The organism is Dechloromonas sp. ARDL1, assembly GCF_051122455.1.
GTDB lineage: Bacteria > Pseudomonadota > Gammaproteobacteria > Burkholderiales > Rhodocyclaceae > Azonexus.
In genome coordinates, this window is sequence record NZ_CP168939.1 from 1,950,161 (window position 1) to 1,969,332 (window position 19,172).

14 protein-coding genes are annotated in these 19,172 nt (G+C 62.5%); 12 read left to right on the forward strand and 2 right to left on the reverse strand.

Annotated elements, in window-relative coordinates:
- Positions 1-34 precede the first annotated feature (34 nt).
- The 6 genes from AB6Q56_RS09635 to AB6Q56_RS09660 all read left to right on the forward strand — a co-directional run bounded on the left by AB6Q56_RS09635 (position 35) and on the right by AB6Q56_RS09660 (position 6,595).
- A complete protein-coding gene (locus AB6Q56_RS09635; protein WP_434516828.1) occupies positions 35-1,303 on the forward strand; it encodes a cation:proton antiporter in 1,269 nt (422 codons plus the stop codon).
- Positions 1,300-2,424 (forward strand): YbdK family carboxylate-amine ligase, encoded by a 1,125-nt coding sequence (locus tag AB6Q56_RS09640; RefSeq protein ID WP_434516829.1) that lies wholly within the window; start codon positions 1,300-1,302, stop codon positions 2,422-2,424. Before AB6Q56_RS09635 ends, AB6Q56_RS09640 begins: the two co-directional genes overlap by 4 nt.
- A 23-nt stretch (positions 2,425-2,447) precedes the next feature.
- Positions 2,448-3,698, forward strand: coding sequence for a hypothetical protein (locus AB6Q56_RS09645; protein WP_434516830.1), 1,251 nt, complete (start codon positions 2,448-2,450; stop codon positions 3,696-3,698).
- Between the two features lie 196 nt (positions 3,699-3,894).
- Positions 3,895-4,999 (forward strand): peptide chain release factor 2 gene (gene prfB / locus AB6Q56_RS09650; protein WP_434516831.1). Its coding sequence is split into 2 segments (ribosomal slippage): positions 3,895-3,975 and positions 3,977-4,999, totalling 1,104 coding nucleotides; the frame shifts between segments, so codons are not numbered across the junction.
- Positions 5,000-5,018: 19 nt separating this feature from the next.
- Positions 5,019-6,272 carry a hypothetical protein gene (locus tag AB6Q56_RS09655; RefSeq protein ID WP_434516832.1) on the forward strand — a complete coding sequence of 418 codons (1,254 nt, stop codon included), beginning with the start codon at positions 5,019-5,021 and terminating at the stop codon, positions 6,270-6,272.
- Complete coding sequence (locus tag AB6Q56_RS09660) at positions 6,269-6,595, forward strand: cupin (RefSeq protein WP_434516833.1); 327 nt, start codon at positions 6,269-6,271, stop codon at positions 6,593-6,595. The genes AB6Q56_RS09655 and AB6Q56_RS09660 overlap by 4 nt, the downstream gene beginning before the upstream one ends.
- A gap of 31 nt (positions 6,596-6,626) precedes the next feature.
- On the opposite strand, the gene AB6Q56_RS09665 is transcribed toward AB6Q56_RS09660, so the two are convergent.
- Entirely contained in the window at positions 6,627-8,951 is a 2,325-nt protein-coding gene (locus AB6Q56_RS09665; protein ID WP_434516834.1) for a response regulator, read from the reverse strand.
- 266 nt (positions 8,952-9,217) lie between these two features.
- On the opposite strand from AB6Q56_RS09665, the gene lysS reads away from it, so the two are divergent.
- From lysS to AB6Q56_RS09690, 5 genes are all read left to right on the forward strand, one after another.
- Entirely contained in the window at positions 9,218-10,726 is a 1,509-nt protein-coding gene (lysS, locus tag AB6Q56_RS09670) for a lysine--tRNA ligase (RefSeq protein ID WP_434516835.1), read from the forward strand.
- 162 nt (positions 10,727-10,888) lie between these two features.
- Positions 10,889-11,386 (forward strand): hypothetical protein, encoded by a 498-nt coding sequence (locus AB6Q56_RS09675; RefSeq protein WP_434516836.1) that lies wholly within the window; start codon positions 10,889-10,891, stop codon positions 11,384-11,386.
- On the forward strand, positions 11,387-13,294 hold the full coding sequence (mnmC, locus tag AB6Q56_RS09680; RefSeq protein ID WP_434516837.1) for a bifunctional tRNA (5-methylaminomethyl-2-thiouridine)(34)-methyltransferase MnmD/FAD-dependent 5-carboxymethylaminomethyl-2-thiouridine(34) oxidoreductase MnmC: 1,908 nt from the start codon (positions 11,387-11,389) through the stop codon (positions 13,292-13,294).
- Positions 13,295-13,367: 73 nt separating this feature from the next.
- Entirely contained in the window at positions 13,368-14,081 is a 714-nt protein-coding gene (locus AB6Q56_RS09685; RefSeq protein WP_434516838.1) for a glycine zipper 2TM domain-containing protein, read from the forward strand.
- A 110-nt stretch (positions 14,082-14,191) separates the two neighbouring features.
- Positions 14,192-15,463: a bifunctional O-acetylhomoserine aminocarboxypropyltransferase/cysteine synthase gene (locus AB6Q56_RS09690; RefSeq protein WP_434516839.1), complete on the forward strand. Its 1,272-nt coding sequence runs from the start codon at positions 14,192-14,194 to the stop codon at positions 15,461-15,463.
- Positions 15,464-15,555: 92 nt separating this feature from the next.
- Here AB6Q56_RS09690 and AB6Q56_RS09695 read toward each other — a convergent pair whose 3' ends face one another.
- Positions 15,556-16,065, reverse strand: coding sequence for a hypothetical protein (locus tag AB6Q56_RS09695; RefSeq protein ID WP_434516840.1), 510 nt, complete (start codon positions 16,063-16,065; stop codon positions 15,556-15,558).
- A 15-nt stretch (positions 16,066-16,080) separates the two neighbouring features.
- Between AB6Q56_RS09695 and AB6Q56_RS09700 the strand changes: the two genes are divergently transcribed.
- A complete protein-coding gene (locus AB6Q56_RS09700; protein WP_434516841.1) occupies positions 16,081-19,158 on the forward strand; it encodes a PAS domain S-box protein in 3,078 nt (1,025 codons plus the stop codon).
- The last annotated feature ends 14 nt before the right edge of the window (positions 19,159-19,172 follow it).

Sequence of the window (19,172 nt, forward strand, 5' to 3'; positions counted from 1 at the left end):
TACCCATGGTACGGAGCGTGGACGGGAGCCGGGCATGATCGAACGCATCCTTGCTCCGCTGCGCAGTATCTGGGAAAGCCTGATCGAACGCCTGATCTTCCTGCCGCCTTTTCCGGAAAGCATCGACTCGCTGGCCCTGTTCAGCCTGCTGTTGGTTGTCGGCCTGCTGATCGGCGAGTGGCTGCATGCCCATGCCCGCTGGCCGAAGGTCACCGGCTACGTGCTGGCCGGCACCCTGTTCGGACCGTCGGCCCTGGGCTGGATCAGCATCGAGGCGCTAGCCCAGGCACGGCCGATTGCCGATGCGGCGCTCGGCCTATTGATGCTGGAGGTCGGCCGGCGCCTCGAACTGAAATGGTTGCGCAGCAACCCGATCTTGCTGCGCGGCACGCTGGCCGACATTTCGCTCTCTTTCGCGCTGATCTTTGCCTTCGCATTTTGGCTGGTCGGCCTGTCGCCTGCCTGGGCTGCAGCCACCGCGGCCGTCACCATGGCCTCGGCGCCCGCCGTCGTCCTCCTGACCATCGAGGAGTCGCGCGCCCAGGGGCAGGTAACCGAGCGCATCATCCTGCATACTGCAATCGGTTCCGCCGCATCCTTTGTTGCCTTTGCCATCGTACTCGGTGTCGTGCATGCCGAATTGAGCGAGGACTGGCTGAACGCCATCCTGCATCCGCTCTGGGTAGTCGCCGGCGCGCTGCTCGTCGGCGGCCTCGGCGCCTGGCTGGCGCTGCGCATCGCCAGCGCCCTGCCCAAGCGTTCATTGGCCCAGGTCTTCGTACTCGTCGCCTGCGCCCTGCTCGCCGTCGGTATTGCTCGCATGCTGGCCGTACCGGTCTTCCTGACCTTGTTCCTGATGGGTGTATTCCTCGCTGCATGCGACAAGCGGCAGACACTGCGCTACACCGACTTGCCTGAGGGTCACTGGTTGCTCGCCATCGTGCTTTTCGTCATCGTGGGCGCATCCTTGCCATGGCAGGAATTCACCTGGCTGGCCGGCCTGCAGGCACTCGGCCTGCTGCTCGTACGCGCCGCTGCCAAGACCGCCGCCCTCGCCTGGTCGGGCGGCAGCCAGCCACTGCACAAACGGCTGCTGGTCGGCCTCGGCATCCAGCCGCTATCGGCCACGGCGGTTTTCATGGCTTATGAAATCGCCGGGCTTTATCCTGAGGTCGGGCGATCCGCGCTGGCCCTGTCGCTGTTCGCTGCAGCGATGATGGAATTGCTCGGACCAGCACTCTGCCGCCTGGCATTGAGCCGCTCCGGCGAGTGCGAGGCCGGGAACAAGGGAGGTATCGCATGAGCGGCGAAGGACTGGAAAACTTCAAGGAGAGCGCGCCGCTATCGCTCGGCGTCGAACTCGAACTGCAGCTGGTTTCCCGGCGCGATTTCGACCTGACGCGCGGTGCCACCGACCTGCTCGGCAGCCTCGAATACGATGGGCGCTTCGGCGAGATCAAGCTGGAAATCACCGAAAGCATGATCGAGATCAGCACCCAGGCACAATCGACCGTCGACGGCATCGCGGCTGACCTCGCCGGCCTGCGCGACACACTGCGCCGGCATGGCGAACGTAACAACATCGGCATCTGCGGCGGCGGCACCCACCCCTTCCATCGCTGGCCGGAACGGCGCATTTGCCCGGGCGAGCGCTTCAACGGGCTGTATCAGCGCTACGGCTACCTGGCCAAGCAATTCACCGTCTTCGGCCAGCACATCCATGTCGGCTGCACTTCCGCCGACGAGGCCATCTGGCTGACCCAGGCACTCGGCGTCCACGTGCCGGCCTTCATCGCCCTGTCGGCCTCGTCGCCCTTTGTCGACGGGGTGGACAGCCTCTACCAGTCGGCCCGGCTCAACGCGGTATCGGCCTTCCCGCTCAGCGGACAGTGCCCGCCACTGAACGACTGGCCGGATTTTTGCCAGCATTTCGAATTCCTGCAGGTCTGCGGCATTGCGCAAGGGATCAAGGACTTGTACTGGGATGTGCGCCCCAAGCCGGAATTCGGCACGGTCGAGATTCGCGTCTGCGACACCCCGCTCAGTATCGAGCAAGCGATTGCCTTGGCCGCCTTCGCCCAGACGCTGTCACGCTGGCTGTTACGTACCCGGCCACCGCTACAAACCGAAAAGCAGGCCCATGTCGCCCGCTTCAACAAGTTTCAAGCTTGCCGCTACGGCCTGGAAGCTGAAATTTCAGATCCGGCCGGCCTCTGTCGGCAACCGCTGCGGCAGACCCTGGCGCTGCTGCTCGACACGATTTCCGAAGACGCCCGCGAACTCGGCTGCCTGCACTGGCTGAATCCGCTAAAGAACCTGCTGGCAGAAGGGGCCGGCGATGCTGCCTGGCTGCGCGAGCGATTTCGCCAGCATGGCAACCTGAACGATGTGGTACGCGAAGCCAGCGAACGGCTGATGCGCTGAACAACCCAAAATGGAGAATGAAAATGAATCGCCGCTGGCCAGTTTCCCTGTTCCTGCTATTGCTGCCGCCGGCAGCGCCAGCAGTCGCGCCAAGCTGTCAGTTAGACAAACTGCCGGTTGGCGAGCAGAAACTCGGCCCCTGGATCGACAAACGCAACTGGCTGGACATCGAAAACCAGCGTCTGACGCTACAGTCCGCCACCACCTTCATGCCGGCCTGGCGCATCGCGCCAGCCACCGACCGGACGAGTGCACCACTGGCTAGCCGATCACTGGAAGACCTGCCGGCAGTCGATCCGCTCGACGGCAAAGCACGAAATCTGGGTTTCCTGCTCGACAGTCGACTGGCCGCCGACGGTATCGTCGTCCTGCGCAATGGTCAAATCGTCGCCGAACGCTACCGCAACGGGCTGCTGCACGACCGTCCGCGACCGCTGTTCGAGGCCACGCGTCCGCTGCTCAACCTGCTCGGGGCGATAAGCATCAGCCAGGGGAAGCTTGCCGCAGACAAATCAGTTTCCCGCTACATCCCCACCTTCGCCGCGTCGGCCAGCCTGCGCAAGATATCCATCCAGCGCCTGCTCGACGACAATGAACACCGCGCCTGGAGTCCGGAAGAGATCGCCACCTGGCGCCAAGCCGGCGGCTGGACCGAGGGGTGGGGCGACAAGGGCGTCCGGACCTGGATCGCCCAGCCGAATCGCTGGGACAAGCCGCTGGCCGGGCCAGATACCGGCGCCGAGGCAACACCCGAAGACGACCTGCTGGCCTGGGTCCTGACCGAAAGCAACGGCCGGCCGCTGGCCCGGCTCTTCTGCGAGCAACTGCTGCTCCCGGCGCGGCCGGAACACGAGGCACTGTGGCTGAGCGACGCCGAGGGCGTCGAGCTGGCTAACGGCCTCGCCCTCTCGCCACGCGATTTCGCCAAGCTCGGGCAACTGCTCGTGGAGGCACGCGGCAACCGCAAGCGAACCCGGATTCCCACCTGGTTCATCGAGACCCTGCTTGCCTCGTCCGGGATTCGTGCGGGCGACATCAAGGGACTGGCCAAGGGCAGCGAGCTGCGCTACGGCTTCGTGCATCTCGGTGGCACGCCCAATCGCGTCGCCCTCATCGGCACGCACGGCACCAGCCTCTATCTGGATTTCGACAAGCGACTCGTCATCGCCAGCTTTGCCAGCTATCCACAGGCGCATACGCCGGCAATGCAGGCCTTGCTTGAACAAGTCTGGCACTCCGTCGAGCGCGGCCTGAAGCCCGCCAGAACACGCTGACCGGCCGTCGCTGCACGGCTGCCAGCGGCAACCATGAAAAAAAAGGGTGGGGGGGGACGTTGCTTGCCGCGGCCGTACAACATCCGACGGCAGTTACAACCGGCCATGAAACGGTAACGCATGCGAAAAGTGCTTCCGGATGCCACCTTCGCCAGCAGCTATAATGGTGGTTTTGCCACGCAACGAGAAGAACATCATGGAAGCAGAACAGCTCAACAGCATCTCCAACAAGCTCGACGATCTGGCGCAGCGCGCCGCCGAGCTGCGGAGGTATCTTTGACTACGATCACAAGCGCGAACGCCTGACCCTCCTGAACAAGGAGATGGAAGATCCCAAGATCTGGGACGATCCGAAGCGCGCCCAGGAACTGGGCAAGGAAAAGAAATCGCTGGAAGACATCGTGCTCGTCCTCGAAGCCGTCGATAGCGGCGTCGCCGACGGTCGCGAGCTGTTCGCCATGGGCAAGGAAGACAACGACGACGACACGCTGCTCGCCGTCGAGGCCGACAACGCAGAGTTGGAAACCAAGCTCGCCGCCCTCGAATTCCGCCGCATGTTCAACAATCCGTCCGACCCGATGCCCTGCTTCCTGGAAATCCAGGCCGGCGCCGGCGGCACGGAAGCCCAGGACTGGGCGTCGATGCTGCTGCGCATGTACCTGAAATACGGCGAAAAGAAGGGCTTCTCGGTCGAGGTCATGGAAGAGTCCGAAGGCGACGTCGCCGGCATCAAGAGCGCCACCGTCAAGTTCTCCGGCGACTACGCCTACGGCACGCTGCGCACCGAGACCGGCATCCACCGCCTGGTTCGCAAGTCGCCGTTCGACTCCAACGCCCGCCGCCACACCAGTTTCACCTCGGTCTTCGTCTTCCCGGAGGTGGATGAGTCGATCGAAATCGCCATCAATCCGGCCGACGTGCGTACCGACACCTACCGCGCCTCCGGCGCCGGCGGCCAGCACATCAACAAGACCGACTCCGCCGTCCGTCTGACCCACGTGCCGACCGGCATTGTCGTGCAGTGCCAGAACGACCGTTCTCAGCACCGCAACCGCGACGAAGCCTGGCAAATGCTGCGCGCCCGCCTCTACGAGTTCGAACTGCGCAAGCAGCAGGCCGAACAGCAGAAGCTGGAAGACGCCAAGTCCGACATCGGCTGGGGCCACCAGATCCGCTCCTACGTGCTCGACCAATCACGCATCAAGGATCTGCGCACCAATCACGAAACTGGCAACACGCAGGCCGTGCTCGACGGCGATCTCGATCCCTTCATCGAGGCCAGCCTGAAACAGGGCGTCTGAGGCCGGAGGTGAGTCAGCCGTGACTCGCCTCTTCGCCTGGCTGGCCGGCGCGCTGCTCCTGCTCGTGCTGGCCGCCGGCGGCCTGATGGCTGCGGCACTGGAAAGCAAGCCGCTGGTAGAGCGCAGCGAAAGCATCTCGCCGGCCACCATCAATCAGGCGCGTCGGCTGTTCCACGCCAACGATCCCCGGCGCCTGCGGGAAGGGGAATCACGCCGCACGGTCATCCCCGCCACGCTGATCGACGAGGGTATCAACGCCCTGGCCGGCCGTGCCCTGAAAGCGCGCGGCGCCTTCATCCTGACCGAGGATGCGGCCGAAATTCGGCTCACCCGCCGCGTCCCGCTGATTTCCGGCGCCGCCTTTCTCAATCTGCAAGCCCGCATTCGCCAGGGCGACGGCGGGCCGAAGATCAGCACCGCCGCCATCGGTCCAATCCCGATTCCCCCCTTCATTCTGGAAGCATTCCTCGCTATCGCCAGCCGCGCCGGCGGTTACGGCACTGAATGGCAACTGGCCCGCCAGGCCATCCATGAACTGGCGTTCGATCCACGGCGCCGGCTGGTCATCGTCGGCTATACCTGGGAACCCGCCCTGCTTGATCGGGCGCGCACAATCGCCTTCTCACCCGACGATCTGGTACGCATTCGCTCGGCCCAGGAGTCGCTGGCGGCCTTGCTCGATCACCATGCGCCGGAACGGCGCATACCGCTCGCCAACGTCCTGCAGGCCACGCTGGATGTAGAGGGCAGCGACCAGCGGAAAAACCGACGGGCTGCCATGCTCGTCCTCGGCGTCTATCTTGGTGGAAAAAATATTGCGTCGTTGATACCGGAAGCTCGCGGTTGGTCACAACTGCGCCCGGTCACGATGATGCTCTCCGGGCGCAACGACAGTGCGCAGCATTTCGCGGTTTCCGCCATGCTGGCCGCCTGGGCCGGCGAACCCGTCGCCGATGCCATCGGCCTCTACAAGGAACTGGCCGATGCCCGCCACGGTAGCGGTTTTTCCTTTGCCGACCTGGCAGCCGACCGCGCCGGAACACGCTTCGGAGAACTGCTCAACCGTGAAGACCGGCGGCTGGATACCGTTTTGAACCGGAATATCCACGACCGCGACCTGGTACCACCATTGGGCGACCTGCCGGAATCCATCGGTGCGACCGAATTCCAGCGCCACTTCGGAAGCACCGCGAGCCCCGCCTATCGCCAACTGACCGCCGAGATCGAGCGGCGCCTTGACAGCATGCCTCTCTACGAGCCGCAGCAACCATGACCGACAACCTTTTCGCCGACCTTCCCGCCTCGCCCCTGCCGGACGAGCTGTTTTCGGAACTGCTCAAGCGCCCCGGAGTACGCATCGAACGGATCGTTTCCACCGGCCAGGCCAGCCCGCCTGGATTCTGGTACGACCAGCCGGAGGGGGAATGGGTGCTGCTACTGCAGGGCGAGGCAGGAATCCGTTTCGAGGACGCACCGGAGCCACTTGCATTGACGCCCGGCGATTTCCTGGAGATCGCACCGCATCGGCGACATCGGGTGGAATGGACCCATCCGGGCCAGGCGACTGTCTGGCTCGCCATTCATTTCGCCCCCTGAGCTCAGGAAAGCGGCAGCCCAGTCGATGCTGTCAGGCCTCGGAAAGAAAAATCCGAGCCGCAGAATTACCCGTCGCTCCCCGAGCGCCCCGTAGCCACCGCAAGAGCACCGAATACAGCAAGGGAGCCTGAATCGGCTTCGGAATGAAGTCGTTCATGCCTGCGTCGAAACAACGTTGCCGGTCACCCTCGAACGCATTGGCGGTCACGGCGATAACGGGAAGCCCCGCCCGGTCTGGCATGGTCCGAATCAAGCGGGCAGCCTGCATGCCATCCATATACGGCATCTGAACATCCATCAGGACGGCAGCGTAGTCATGCTCACGAACGGCCCGCACAGCCTCGAGGCCATTCTCCGCCATGTCGACCTGTAAGCCGGTGACCGACAGCATCGCCAGAGCCACCTCCCGATTGACCAGATCATCATCGACCAGCAGTATCCGCTTGCCGGCATAGTGCCGGGCGATATCATCCAGCGGCGATTCGTCTTGCCCCTGGAGTACGGCCAACGGTGCGGCAGCCCTCGCCAGTTCGACAACAAACCAGAAGGTGCTACCCATACCGGGAACGCTGGTCACGCCGACCTCGCCCCCCATCAATTCGACCAGTTCGCGCGTGATGGCCAAGCCAAGTCCGGTACCGCCATAGCGGCGGGTACTCGAACCATCGGCCTGGCAGAATGAGTCAAAGACGGTGCCGAGATGCTCCGGAGCAATACCGATCCCGGTATCACGTACCTCGAAGCGCAGCTTGCAGCGAGCATTGGAGTCCTCGATCACCGAAGCGCTCAGCGTGACGCTTCCGCGCTCGGTAAACTTCACGGCATTCGACGCGTAATTGAGCAAGGCTTGGCTCAGACGAACCGAATCGCCGAGCAAATCGGACGGCATGAAAGCTGCCTTGATCTCGAAGCCGATACCTTTGCTAGCAGCACGGAGCTCGACCGCTTCGGCAACCCCGGCCAGAATGCCGTCGATGGAAACGGGCACCGATTCCAGTTCCAGTTTGCCGGATTCGAGCTGCGAAAAATCCAGGATTTCGTCGATCAATCCAAGCAACCTGTGTCCCGCCGCATCGATATGCTCGACCTGTTCGCGCGCATCGCCGGGCAGCCCCCTCTGCTTGAGCAAGAAGGACATCCCGACGATCGCGTTGAGCGGGGTCAGGATTTCATGGCTGACATTGGAGAGGAATTCAGATTTCATTCGACCAAGCCGGGCGGCCGAGTCCCTTACCGCCTCCAGTTGATCGGCCAATGCCTGCTCGTCGCTGACATCCCGCGTCAGCAGCGCAAAGCGGCGTCCGCCATCAGCCGGCTCGATTTCGAGAGACGACAATTGCAGCGGGAAAACATGTCCGTCTACTTGCCGCCCAGTAAAACGCAAACGCTGAATATCCTGCTCACCGATCAGCCAACACAGGGACTCCATGCATTTGCCGCCATCCTGTTCATTCACGAGGAAGTGGGCAAAATTCCGGCATACGGTATCACCGACAATGCCGAACATGCGCTTGGCATTGTGATCCATGGACAATACGAAGCCCTCCTCGTCGACCACCGTCACACCAAGCTCGGTGGCTTCCAGAAGCTTGTGGCTACGCTCCTCGGCGCGCTCCCTGGCAACAAGATTGCGAATCCGGGCGCGTAACTCCACCGGAAAAACCGGCTTCGCCACGTAATCGTCGATACCCAGATGAAACAATTCAACGCGCCGTTGCGGCGAGTCGAAAGCTGTCAGCGCGACAATCGGAATTTCCCCTTTGGGCGCGACCTGTCGCCTTATCCGGTTGATCAGTCGCGAGCCGGTCATGTGCCCGCCAAGCACGATATCGGTCACCACCAGATCGTGATCACCACCCAGGAATACCGGCCAGGCTTCATCGGCGGAAGCAAAGGCATCCACCTCCGCGCCCCATTCGCGCAACTGCGCCGTAAGCGCCAAACGCTGCTCCGGCGCATCCTCGACATAAAGAATCCGGCAACGCAACGGCTGCTGGGCATCGAGAAAATGGCGAGCAAAAACCACCAGTTCCTCCAGATCCTGCTTGCGAAAAATCTCCGTAATGCCCGCGCGCTCGGCATCCATGGCCATTTCGGCGCTGGGGCTGCTGGTCAGCAGAACGATCGGTGCGATCGGCACCAAGCCATCGCATCGCAACTGCCGGCCAAGCGACAGCCCGTCGCAATCGCTCAATTGACCGGAAATCACCACGAAATCCACCGTTTGTGCCGCCGCCTCTGCAAGCGCCTCCATCCGCGTGGCCGACAGGACGAAGTCCACGCCACGAAACCGGTTGAAGCTCTGCTGAAGAATCTCCCGATACAGCGGGGAACTCTCGACGATGAGGACTCGCACGAAAACACCTATTGTGGCAATAACAACAAGAATAATACCACTTGCCACAATTAATGACAGTGTTTCATGCTAACCGAATGCCGGTTTTTCAAAACCGCGTTTTGGAGAGAGCGCACCCGCTCTTGCAGCGCCTCCCCTCAAGCGCCGGGAGAGTCCTCGAAAACGCAATACCCAGTGCCACCGGCCTTGTCGTAAGGGGGTGAAATCGGCGAAAATTCAGGGTTTTAGCGGTAGCCCGCAGCAAACCCAATTTTCAAGGATTTCCCATGTCCCAAAACGACAACGCCGAACAGCCCGTCCAGCAGGACGAGAACCACATCATCGCCGAGCGCCGTGCCAAGCTCGCCGAGTGGCGCAAGACGGGCCAGGCCTTCCCGAACGACTTCCAGCGTGAAAACACCGCTGCCAAGTTGCACGAGGGCTACGACGAGAAATCCGCCGAGGAACTGGAAGGACTGCCGATCGAAGTCAAGGTCGCCGGCCGCATGATGCTCAAGCGTGTCATGGGCAAGGCTTCCTTCGCGACGCTGCAGGATGTCTCCGACCGCATCCAGATCTATGTCGCCCGCGACAAGGTCGGCGAAGACGTGTACGCCGCCTTCAAGGGCTGGGATCTCGGCGACATCCTCGGCGTCGTCGGCACGCTGATGAAGACCCGCACCAACGAACTGACCATCCAGGTCACGGAAATCCGCCTGCTGACCAAATCCATTCGCCCGCTGCCTGACAAGTTCCATGGTCTGTCCGACCAGGAACTGAAGTACCGCCAGCGCTACGTCGACCTGATCATGAACGAGGAAACGCGCTTCACCTTCCGAGCCCGTTCGGCCATCGTCCAGTCGATCCGCAACTACATGACCGGCCACGGCTTCATGGAAGTGGAAACGCCGATGATGCACCCGATTCCCGGCGGCGCCTCGGCCAAGCCCTTCGTCACGCACCACAACGCGCTCGACATGCAGCAGTTCCTGCGCATCGCGCCCGAGCTCTATCTCAAGCGTCTGGTCGTCGGCGGCTTCGAGAAGGTCTTCGAAATCAACCGCAACTTCCGCAACGAAGGCCTCTCGCCGCGCCACAACCCTGAATTCACGATGATGGAGTTCTACGAGGCGTACGCGAACTACCACACGCTGATGGATTTCACCGAAGGCCTGCTCCGCCACGCCGCCCGCGAGGCACTGGGCAAGGAAGTCTTCGTCTACCAAGGACGCGATCTTGATCTCTCCAAGCCTTTCCATCGACTGACCATCAACCAGGCCATTCAACGCCAGCACCCGGAATTCTCGGATGCCGAACTGGCTGATGCCGACTTCCTGAAGGCCAAGATCAAGCACTTCGGCGAGCCGGTCAAGCCGGGCGGCCTCGGCAGCCTGCAACTGCAACTGTTCGAAGCCTGTGCCGAAGCCCAGTGCTGGGAACCCACCTTCATCATCGACTACCCGGTCGAAGTGTCGCCGCTGGCCCGTGCCTCCGACAGCAACCCGGAAATCACCGAGCGCTTCGAACTGTTCATCGTCGGCCGCGAAATCGCCAACGGCTTCTCGGAGCTCAACGACGCCGAGGACCAGGCCGCCCGCTTCCAGGAACAGGCCAAGGCCAAGGATGCCGGCGACGAAGAAGCGATGTATTACGACGCCGATTTCATCCGCGCGCTCGAATATGGCCTGCCGCCGACCGGCGGCTGCGGCATCGGCATCGACCGCCTGATCATGTTGCTGACGGATAGCCCGGCCATCCGCGACGTGATCCTGTTCCCCTCCATGCGCCCCGAGTAATGAATGGCCGGCTGTGCTTGGCGATACGGCGTTGCGCGGCACCTTGCATGGCCTCTACGGGCCACCCCGTAGCGCTGCTATGCGGCGGCCCCGCGCGCCTTGTCTCGCCGGCGCTCGCTCGGCCATTGGGTTTCGGTAATTGATTGGCTTTCGGTAATTTCAATGCAGGTTCGCCAAGTGCAAATCGCCCACGACGCCTTGCAGGACCGCCTGGTCCTGCGCGTTGCGACGCAGGCTGACGAGGAGTTCCGGGTCTGGCTGACCCGGCGCTTCCTGCGCGAACTGTGGCCGCATCTGGCCACGTTGCTGACGCATGCGAGCAACAGCGCTCCACTGATCGCCGGGGTTGATGCCATTCAGGCTCCGCCCAGCTTCGAGCAGGCTTTCCAGGATGACAAGGCGACCTACCCACTCGGCTCGAACCCTTTGTTGACCAGTGAAATCAAGGTCGATACGCTGGCCGACGGCAGTTTTCACCTGACTTTCCGTGAAGGCCGCGAGCGCAGCTTCGATCTCGGCCTGACGCCCGATCTGCTGCAGGCCTTGTGCGCCATGCTGCGGGCAGCTGCCGAACAGGCCCAATGGGGCCTCGACCTGGCGTATGCCTCGGCCGATCAAGCACCTGCCGCCATCGGCAAGGTCGCCGCCCACCTTCACTAAGTGGACAAGCTGCAGCCCGCCCGTCTCGCATTCACCCCGGACGGCATCCCCTTCTCTGCCACCGACGGCAATTCCGCTCACCAGCCCGCGCAGGCAAGCCACGCACTCCTGAGCGGCAACGACCTGCCCCAACGCTGGCAAAACCGCGAGCGCTTCGTCATTCTCGCAACCGGCTTTGGTCTTGGACTCAATTTCCTGAGCACCTGGCAAGCCTGGCGCGACGACCCGCTACGCTGCCGGCGCCTGCATTTCGTCGCCATCGAAAAACATCCCTTCAGCGCGGCCGATCTCGCCACAGCCCACACGGCCTGGCCCGAGTTCGCGCCACTCTCCGGCGAACTGCAAGCCCACTGGCCGCCGCTCACGCCCGGCGTCCACCGCCTGCATCTCGACGCCGGCCAAGTCACCCTGACAATGGTTTTTGGCGATATCGCCACGCAACTGCGCGCCATCGACACGGCCGTGGACGCCTTCTACCTCGACGCCCCCTCGCCTGTCTGCGCCCCTGAACCATGGGCCCCGGCGCTGTGCCACGCCCTCGCCCGCCTGGCGGCGCCCGGTGCCACCCTGGCCTGCGGCAATACTGATACGCAGTTGCGCGCGGCGTTGAGCGCAGCCGAGTTCGACACCGAGGCGCAAGCGGGCATCGGCGATCAGACACCAATACTGACCGGCCGCTTCCGTTCCCGACGGCCGAACCGCCACGCGCCCCCCGCCACCCGCTGCGCCATCGTCATCGGCGCCGGTATCGCCGGCAGTACTGCCGCCCATGCGCTGGCCAGTGCCGGCTGGCAGGTCACGGTACTGGAGCAAGCCGGGGCGCCAGCCACCGGCGCATCGTCCAACCTGGCCGGCGTGCTGCGCCCGCTGCCTTCCGCCGACGATAACCGCCTGTCGCGTCTGACCCGGGCCGGCTACCTGGCGACTCGCAGCCTGCTGCAGCGTCTTCCGGGCGTGCGCTGGAACGCCTGCGGCGTCATGCATCTCGGCCGCGAGCCGATCCACGAGGCGCAGCAACGGCGCGCCGTCGAGCAACTCGGCTGGCCGCCCGAGGTGCTGCAGTTCATCGAGCGCGACGCGGCAAGCCGCCGCCTCGCCTGGCCGGTCGATACCGGTGGCTGGTGGTTCCCCAACGGTGGCTGGGTACGCCCTTCGAGCCTGTGCCAAGCCGCCTTGGCCGCCTTTCCCGAACGCATTGCGGTGCGCTACGACAGCGCCGTCGACCACCTGAACCGGACGCCCGACAACTGGCAGGCCCTGGCGGCCGATGGCAGCGTAATGGCCGAAGCACCGGTGCTGGTCATGGCCAGCGGCCATGCGGCACCACGTTTCGCCCAGTTTGCCTGGCTGCCGCAGCGCGCCGCGCGCGGCCAGGTCAGCCATCTGGCGGCCGACGCCACGCCCGATCTGCCGCACGTGGTCTGCAAACTGGGCTACGCCATGCCGGCCATCGACGGCCAGCGCCTGATCGGTGCCACCTTGCAGTCCGGCGACCCCGACAGCAGCCTGCGTACCATCGATCATCAGGAAAACCTGGCCCGGCTCAACCTCAGCCTGCCCGGCTTTGCGCAGGGGATAGATCCCTCCACCCTGGGCGGCCGCGTCGGCTTCCGCCCGATGTCGCCTGACCGCCTGCCCATCGTCGGCCCGGTTCCCGATCCTTCGGCGACAGGCCCGAATACCCGCCTGCACAGCCTGCCGCGCCAGCCGGGGCTATGGTGCGTACAGGGCTATGGCGCGCGCGGCATCGTCTGGTCGGCGCTGATGGCCGACCTGCTCGTTTCCCGCCTCGAAGGCGAACCGCTACCGCTGGAGAACGACCTCGTGGATGCCGTCGACCCCGGCCGTTTCATTCTTGCCCCTCGGCGCCGCCCCTGGCCTCCGGCGACAATTCGTAATCACTTGTAAGGCTTTGTTTCGGAGGTCGTCGCCCGCGGCCGCGCAGCGTTATTCGGTTCATGCCCCACGAGGAGAACAACCGATGAAACACGCCACCCAGACCACCCACCCGATGATCATCGTAGCGGCAACCGCCGCCACTATCGCCAGCCTTGCCGCTACAGCCCATTACGCAGGACTGTTGCCCAAAGCCGCGGTCGAACCGGTAACACCATCGGCGCTGGTTGCTGCGCCAGCCCAGGTCATCGCACCAACCACGGTGGCAGCGCCCGAAACGAAGCCGGCACCCCACCCACGGCCGGTCGTGGCACCCAGGCCGCACCCGCGCGCTGACGACTCAGCCCCCGCCTCACGAAATAGCGGCGACTGGCGCCGCGTCAGCGAGCGGACCACGCCCCCTTCCTACCCTGCTGCCAACGAGGTCGGCATCGATGTCATCCCCGCCCGCCCGACGATTCCTGTATGCAACGATTGCGGTATCGTCGAATCGGTCCGCGAAGTCAGCACGCCGGCCGAGGGCAGCGGTCTGGGCGCCATCGCCGGGGGTGTCGTCGGCGGCCTGCTCGGCAAACAGGTCGGCAAGGGCAACGGCAGCAACGTCGCCGCCATCGTCGGTGCTCTGGGTGGCGCCTACGCGGGCAACCAGGCGGAAAGGCAATACCGTGCCGAAAAGCGCTACGAGATCACCGTACGCCTGGACGATGGGACGACCCGAACCTACACCCAGGAAACGGCGCCGCGCTGGCGAGGCGGCGAACGCATCCGCCTGAGCAACGGCAACCTGCTGCCTGTCTGACCCCTCCATCTCGTCCAACGATCGAACATCAGGGCCACCGCCCACAAGGAGGTGGCCCTGATACACTTTGCGTTTTCACTTCATCCAATAAAAGAGAGAGAGGCGCACGCATGAAGATCGAAACCATTGCCGTCCACGGCGGCTACTCGCCGGACCCGACCACCAAGGCGGTCGCCGTCCCGATCTACCAGACGACTTCCTACGCTTTCGACAGCACCCAGCACGGCGCCGACCTGTTCGACCTGAAAGTCGCGGGCAACATCTACACCCGCATCATGAACCCGACCCAGGACGTGCTGGAAAAACGCGTCGCCGAGATGGAAGGCGGCATCGCCGCGCTGTGCATGGCCTCCGGCATGGCCGCCATCACTGCCGCGATCCAGACCATCGCCGAAGCCGGCGACAACATCGTCACCTCCAGCACCCTGTACGGCGGCACCTACAACCTGTTCGCCCACACCCTGCCGCAGTACGGCATCGAGGTCCGCTTCGCCGACTACCGCGACCCGGCTGCCTTCGAGAAGCTGATCGACGGCAAGACCAAGGCCGTCTTCTGTGAGTCCGTCGGCAACCCGCTGGGCAACATCACCGACTTCGAAAAGCTGGCTGAAGTCGCCCACAAGCACGGCGTGCCGGTCATCGTCGACAACACCGTGCCGTCGCCCTACCTGTGCCGCCCCTTCGAGCACGGTGCCGACATCGTTGTTCATGCGCTGACCAAGTACCTCGGCGGCCACGGCAATTCCATCGGCGGCATCATCGTCGATAGCGGCAAGTTCCCATGGGCCGAGCACAAGCAGAAGTTCAAGCGCCTGAACGAACCGGACGTTTCCTACCACGGTGTCGTCTATACCGAAGCCCTCGGCCCCGCCGCCTACATCGGCCGTGCCCGCGTCGTGCCGCTGCGCAACATGGGGGCCGCCATCTCGCCGTTCAACGCCTTCCTGATCCTGCAGGGCGTCGAAACCCTGGCCCTGCGCATGGACCGTATCTGCGACAACGCGCTGAAGATCGCCCAGTTCCTGCAAAACCACCCGAAATGCAGCTGGGTCAATTACGCCGGCCTCCCCGACCACAAGGATCACGCGCTGGTCCAGAAGTACATGGGCGGCCGTGCCTCCGGTATTCTCAACTTCGGCGTCAAGGGCGGCCGCGAAGGCGGCGGCAAGTTCCAGGACGCACTCAAGCTGGTCACCCGCCTGGTCAATATCGGCGACTGCAAGACCCTGGCCTGCCACCCGGCCTCGACTACGCACCGCCAACTGTCGCCGGAAGAACTGGCCAAGGCCGGCGTTTCCGAAGACATGATCCGCCTGTCGGTTGGTATCGAGCACATCGACGACCTGATAGCCGATCTGGATCAAGCGCTCAACGCAGCCTGATCAACGGTTGGATGAGTAACAAAACCCGGCAGAACGCCGGGTTTTTTGTTACCAACGACAATTCTTGTATGACTAATGGCGTAGAATATAAATCAACAAATCTGCATATACTGATAGCCACAGCAAGGTAACTGCGCATAAGCACAACTGCCCCTGAAATGCCGACAACCCCGCAACGGAAACTCCGCACTTGGCTGATAGCCATCCTCGCCAGCATCAACTTGCTGGCCATCATTTTCGTTGCCATTTCCCTGCAACAAAGCAGGGAACAATACATCAAGCGAGCCGAATCGCTGACCCAGAATGTCGCCAACGGCCTCGACCAGAATATCTCCAGCCTCATCGACAAGATCGATCTCAGTCTGCGCGCAATTATCGACGAGTTGGAACAGCAACTTGCCACCAAGGGCCTCGACGAACATGTTGTAACAAGCATGCTGGAAAGGCACCAGCAGCGTTTGCCTGAAGTCGAAGGTATTCGGATTGCCAATGCTGACGGACTCGTCATTTTTGGCAGGGGATTGGTAATAGCGGATCGGGTCTCGTGGGCTGATCGCGATTACTTCACCTTCCACCGCGACAGTGCCGCATCCAGGCTCCATGTCGCCGAAGCAAGGATGGGAAAGGTTGCAAAGCAGTACATCGTCGGCATTTCACGCCGCTACAACTACCCTGACGGACGTTTCGCCGGTGTCGTCTCGGCACCTGTCTCGGTCGCACACTTTAACGATATCGCCTCGCACTACGACCTCGGCCAGCATGGAACGGTCGCTTTGCGTCATGCCAATCATGGTTTGATTTCCCGCTACCCTACTTACCCCGACCAACCATCCGGCCAAGTGGGAAGCAAGGTTGCCTCTCTCGAACTCCAGAACATCATGGATTCCGGAGTCCTCTCGGCCACCTATTTCACCCCGCATAGCGCAGACGGCTACCAACGCATCGTAACCTTCCGTAGACTCCAGAATGCATCCATCTTCCTGATTGCCGGTACCGCCAGCGAGGACTATCTGGCTGGTTGGCGTGACGAAGCAGCACAAACTTTGTCCGTCATGGCTGTCATGCTGCTTCTCTCCGTCGTGGCTGGAGTCTTCCTCTCCAGGCAACTCCGGGAAGCAGAAACTCGGGAAGCAAAACTCAGCGACAGCATCAACCGCCAAGCGCGTCAGCACGAAAGCCTGAGACGGCTGAACGAAATTGCGGCCTTGTCACACCTGCCCCTGGATCAACAACTGAAACAAGCGCTGACGGTTGGAAGCAAGCTGTTTGAACTGGAAATCGGCATCGCCAGCCATGTCAATGGCAATGTTTACCGTGTTGTCAGCCAGGTATCCCCAGGGATGCTGGAGGATGGGCAGGAATTCGATATCGGCGTCACCTACTGCAACATTACCCTCCGAGGGAGGGAGGTGGTAGCCATCACCAAGATGGCTGACTCTCCATATGCAAGCCACCCCTGCTACAGAGCCTTCAAGCTGGAAGCCTACATCGGCACTACAGTAATCGTGGATGGCGAAGTCTTCGGAACAGTCAATTTCAGCTCTCCGAACCCCTACAACCGTCAGTTCGACGACACTGACCGCGAATTCATGGGCCTCCTTGCTCGCTGGATGGGTTCGGCCATCGAGCGAGACAAGGCACAGCAGGATCTCGCTGCCAGCACCCGTCACTTGCAAAGCATCATCGAAACCGAACCGGAATGTGTCAAGGTTATGGCACTGGACGGAAGGCTGCAGCAAATGAATCGTGCGGGCCTCAGCATGATCGAAGCAGACTCCTTTGCCCAGGTTGACGGCTGTGATGTCCATGAACTGATTGTCCCTGCCGACCGGGACGCCTTCAGGCAACTCAACACCCGGGTGAGTGCAGGCGAATCGTGCTCTCTGACCTACGAGATCATCGGCTTGAAGGGATCCCATCGCTGGATGGAAACCCATGCTGTTCCCATGCGCGATAACGACGGCACAATTTCCGGCATTCTCGCGGTAACCCGGGACATTTCCGAACGCAAGCGTGCCGAGGCAGAGCTGGAGATGCATCGCCGCCACCTTGAGGAACTGGTGGAGAAACGCACGACGGCGCTACTTGAAACCGAAGCCCGCGCCAGCCACGTCATCCAGTCCAGCGCCGACGGCCTCTACGGCATCGATAACGATGGGCGGATAATATTCATTAATCCGGCTGCCTGCGACCTGCTGGGCTACTCGGCCGAACAGGTGATCGGCAAGAATTGCCACGAAACCTTCCACCACAGTCATGTGGATGGCAGCCCCTACCCCCTCTGCGAATGCCCCAGCATGCAGGCCATGCAGTCAGGTGAAACGACGCGCGTAGACACCGAGGTTTACTGGCATGCCGACGGCCACCCCATCCCGGTCATGTATTCAACACACCCCATGATCCAGGATGGCCGAACCGTAGGCGCGGTGACCAGTTTTGTCGATATCAGCCAGCAACGCGCGGCAGCCGAGGCCAGGGAGAGGGCGCTCGCCGCAGCCGAGCACCTGGCAAGGGTGCGCAGCGAATTCCTGGCCAACATGAGTCACGAAATTCGAACCCCGCTGAACGGTGTGCTGGGCTTTGCAGAAATCGGTTTCAGGAATTACCAGAACAGCGCCAAGGCACTCGATGCCTTTACCAAGATCAAGCTGTCCGGCACCCGGCTGCTTGGCGTGATCAACGATGTCCTCGATTTTTCCAAGATCGAAGCCGGGAAAATGCGCATCGAGCAAACGGACATCGTCATCGCCGAAATCATCGATCATGCCGTCGAACTGATCCGCGAGCGCGCCAAGGCCAAGCAGTTGGCACTCGATGTCCAAATCGCCGGCAATCTGCCGGAGCGCTGCCAGAGCGACCCCCTGCGCCTCAACCAGATACTGCTCAACATTCTTTCCAACGCGGTCAAATTCACCGAAAGCGGCCGCGTGGCGCTTCATGCCGAACGCATCGGAGACCGCTTGTCGATTACCGTCACCGATACCGGTATCGGCATGAACGAAAGCCAGCTCAGCGAGCTTTTCTCGCCCTTCCACCAAGCCGATGCCGCAGCCACCCGTCGCTTCGGCGGCACCGGGCTAGGCCTGGCCATCAGCAAGAGAATCGCCGAATTGATGCATGGGGACATTCGCGTGGAGAGCCAGAAAGGTATCGGAACGACTGTTCGCATCGACCTGCCCTGCATTCCTTGCAAAGGCATGGCAATCGAGGAGCCCACCTCTACCGCGCCCCTACACGGTGGGGAGCAGCCGCTCCGTGGAACCCGTATCCTCGTCGCCGAGGATGACGCAATCAATCAGGCCGTACTTCAAGAGCACCTGCAACCAAGCGGTGCGCAGATCGTCATGGTGAGCAGCGGTCGCGAAGCCGTCGAACGTGTGCAGCAGGATGGTCCTTCTGCCTACGATGTCGTACTCATGGATGTTCAGATGCCCGACATGGATGGTTACGAGGCAACGCGCCGGATCAGGGCCATCGCCCCCGATCTCCCGGTCATTGCGCAGACCGCCCATGCCTTCAACGAGGAACGGGAAAAATGTCTGGCCGCCGGCATGGTCGGCCATCTCGCCAAGCCGATCGACTGCATGGCCCTGACGAAGCTGGTTCGTGAGCATGCGGGCAGTGCCGGCAGCTCAAATGCTTCAACCTCAGGAACTTCGTCAAAGAGCGAAGCTGAAAATACAATTGCAGCCTGACCACCCTCTCGAGG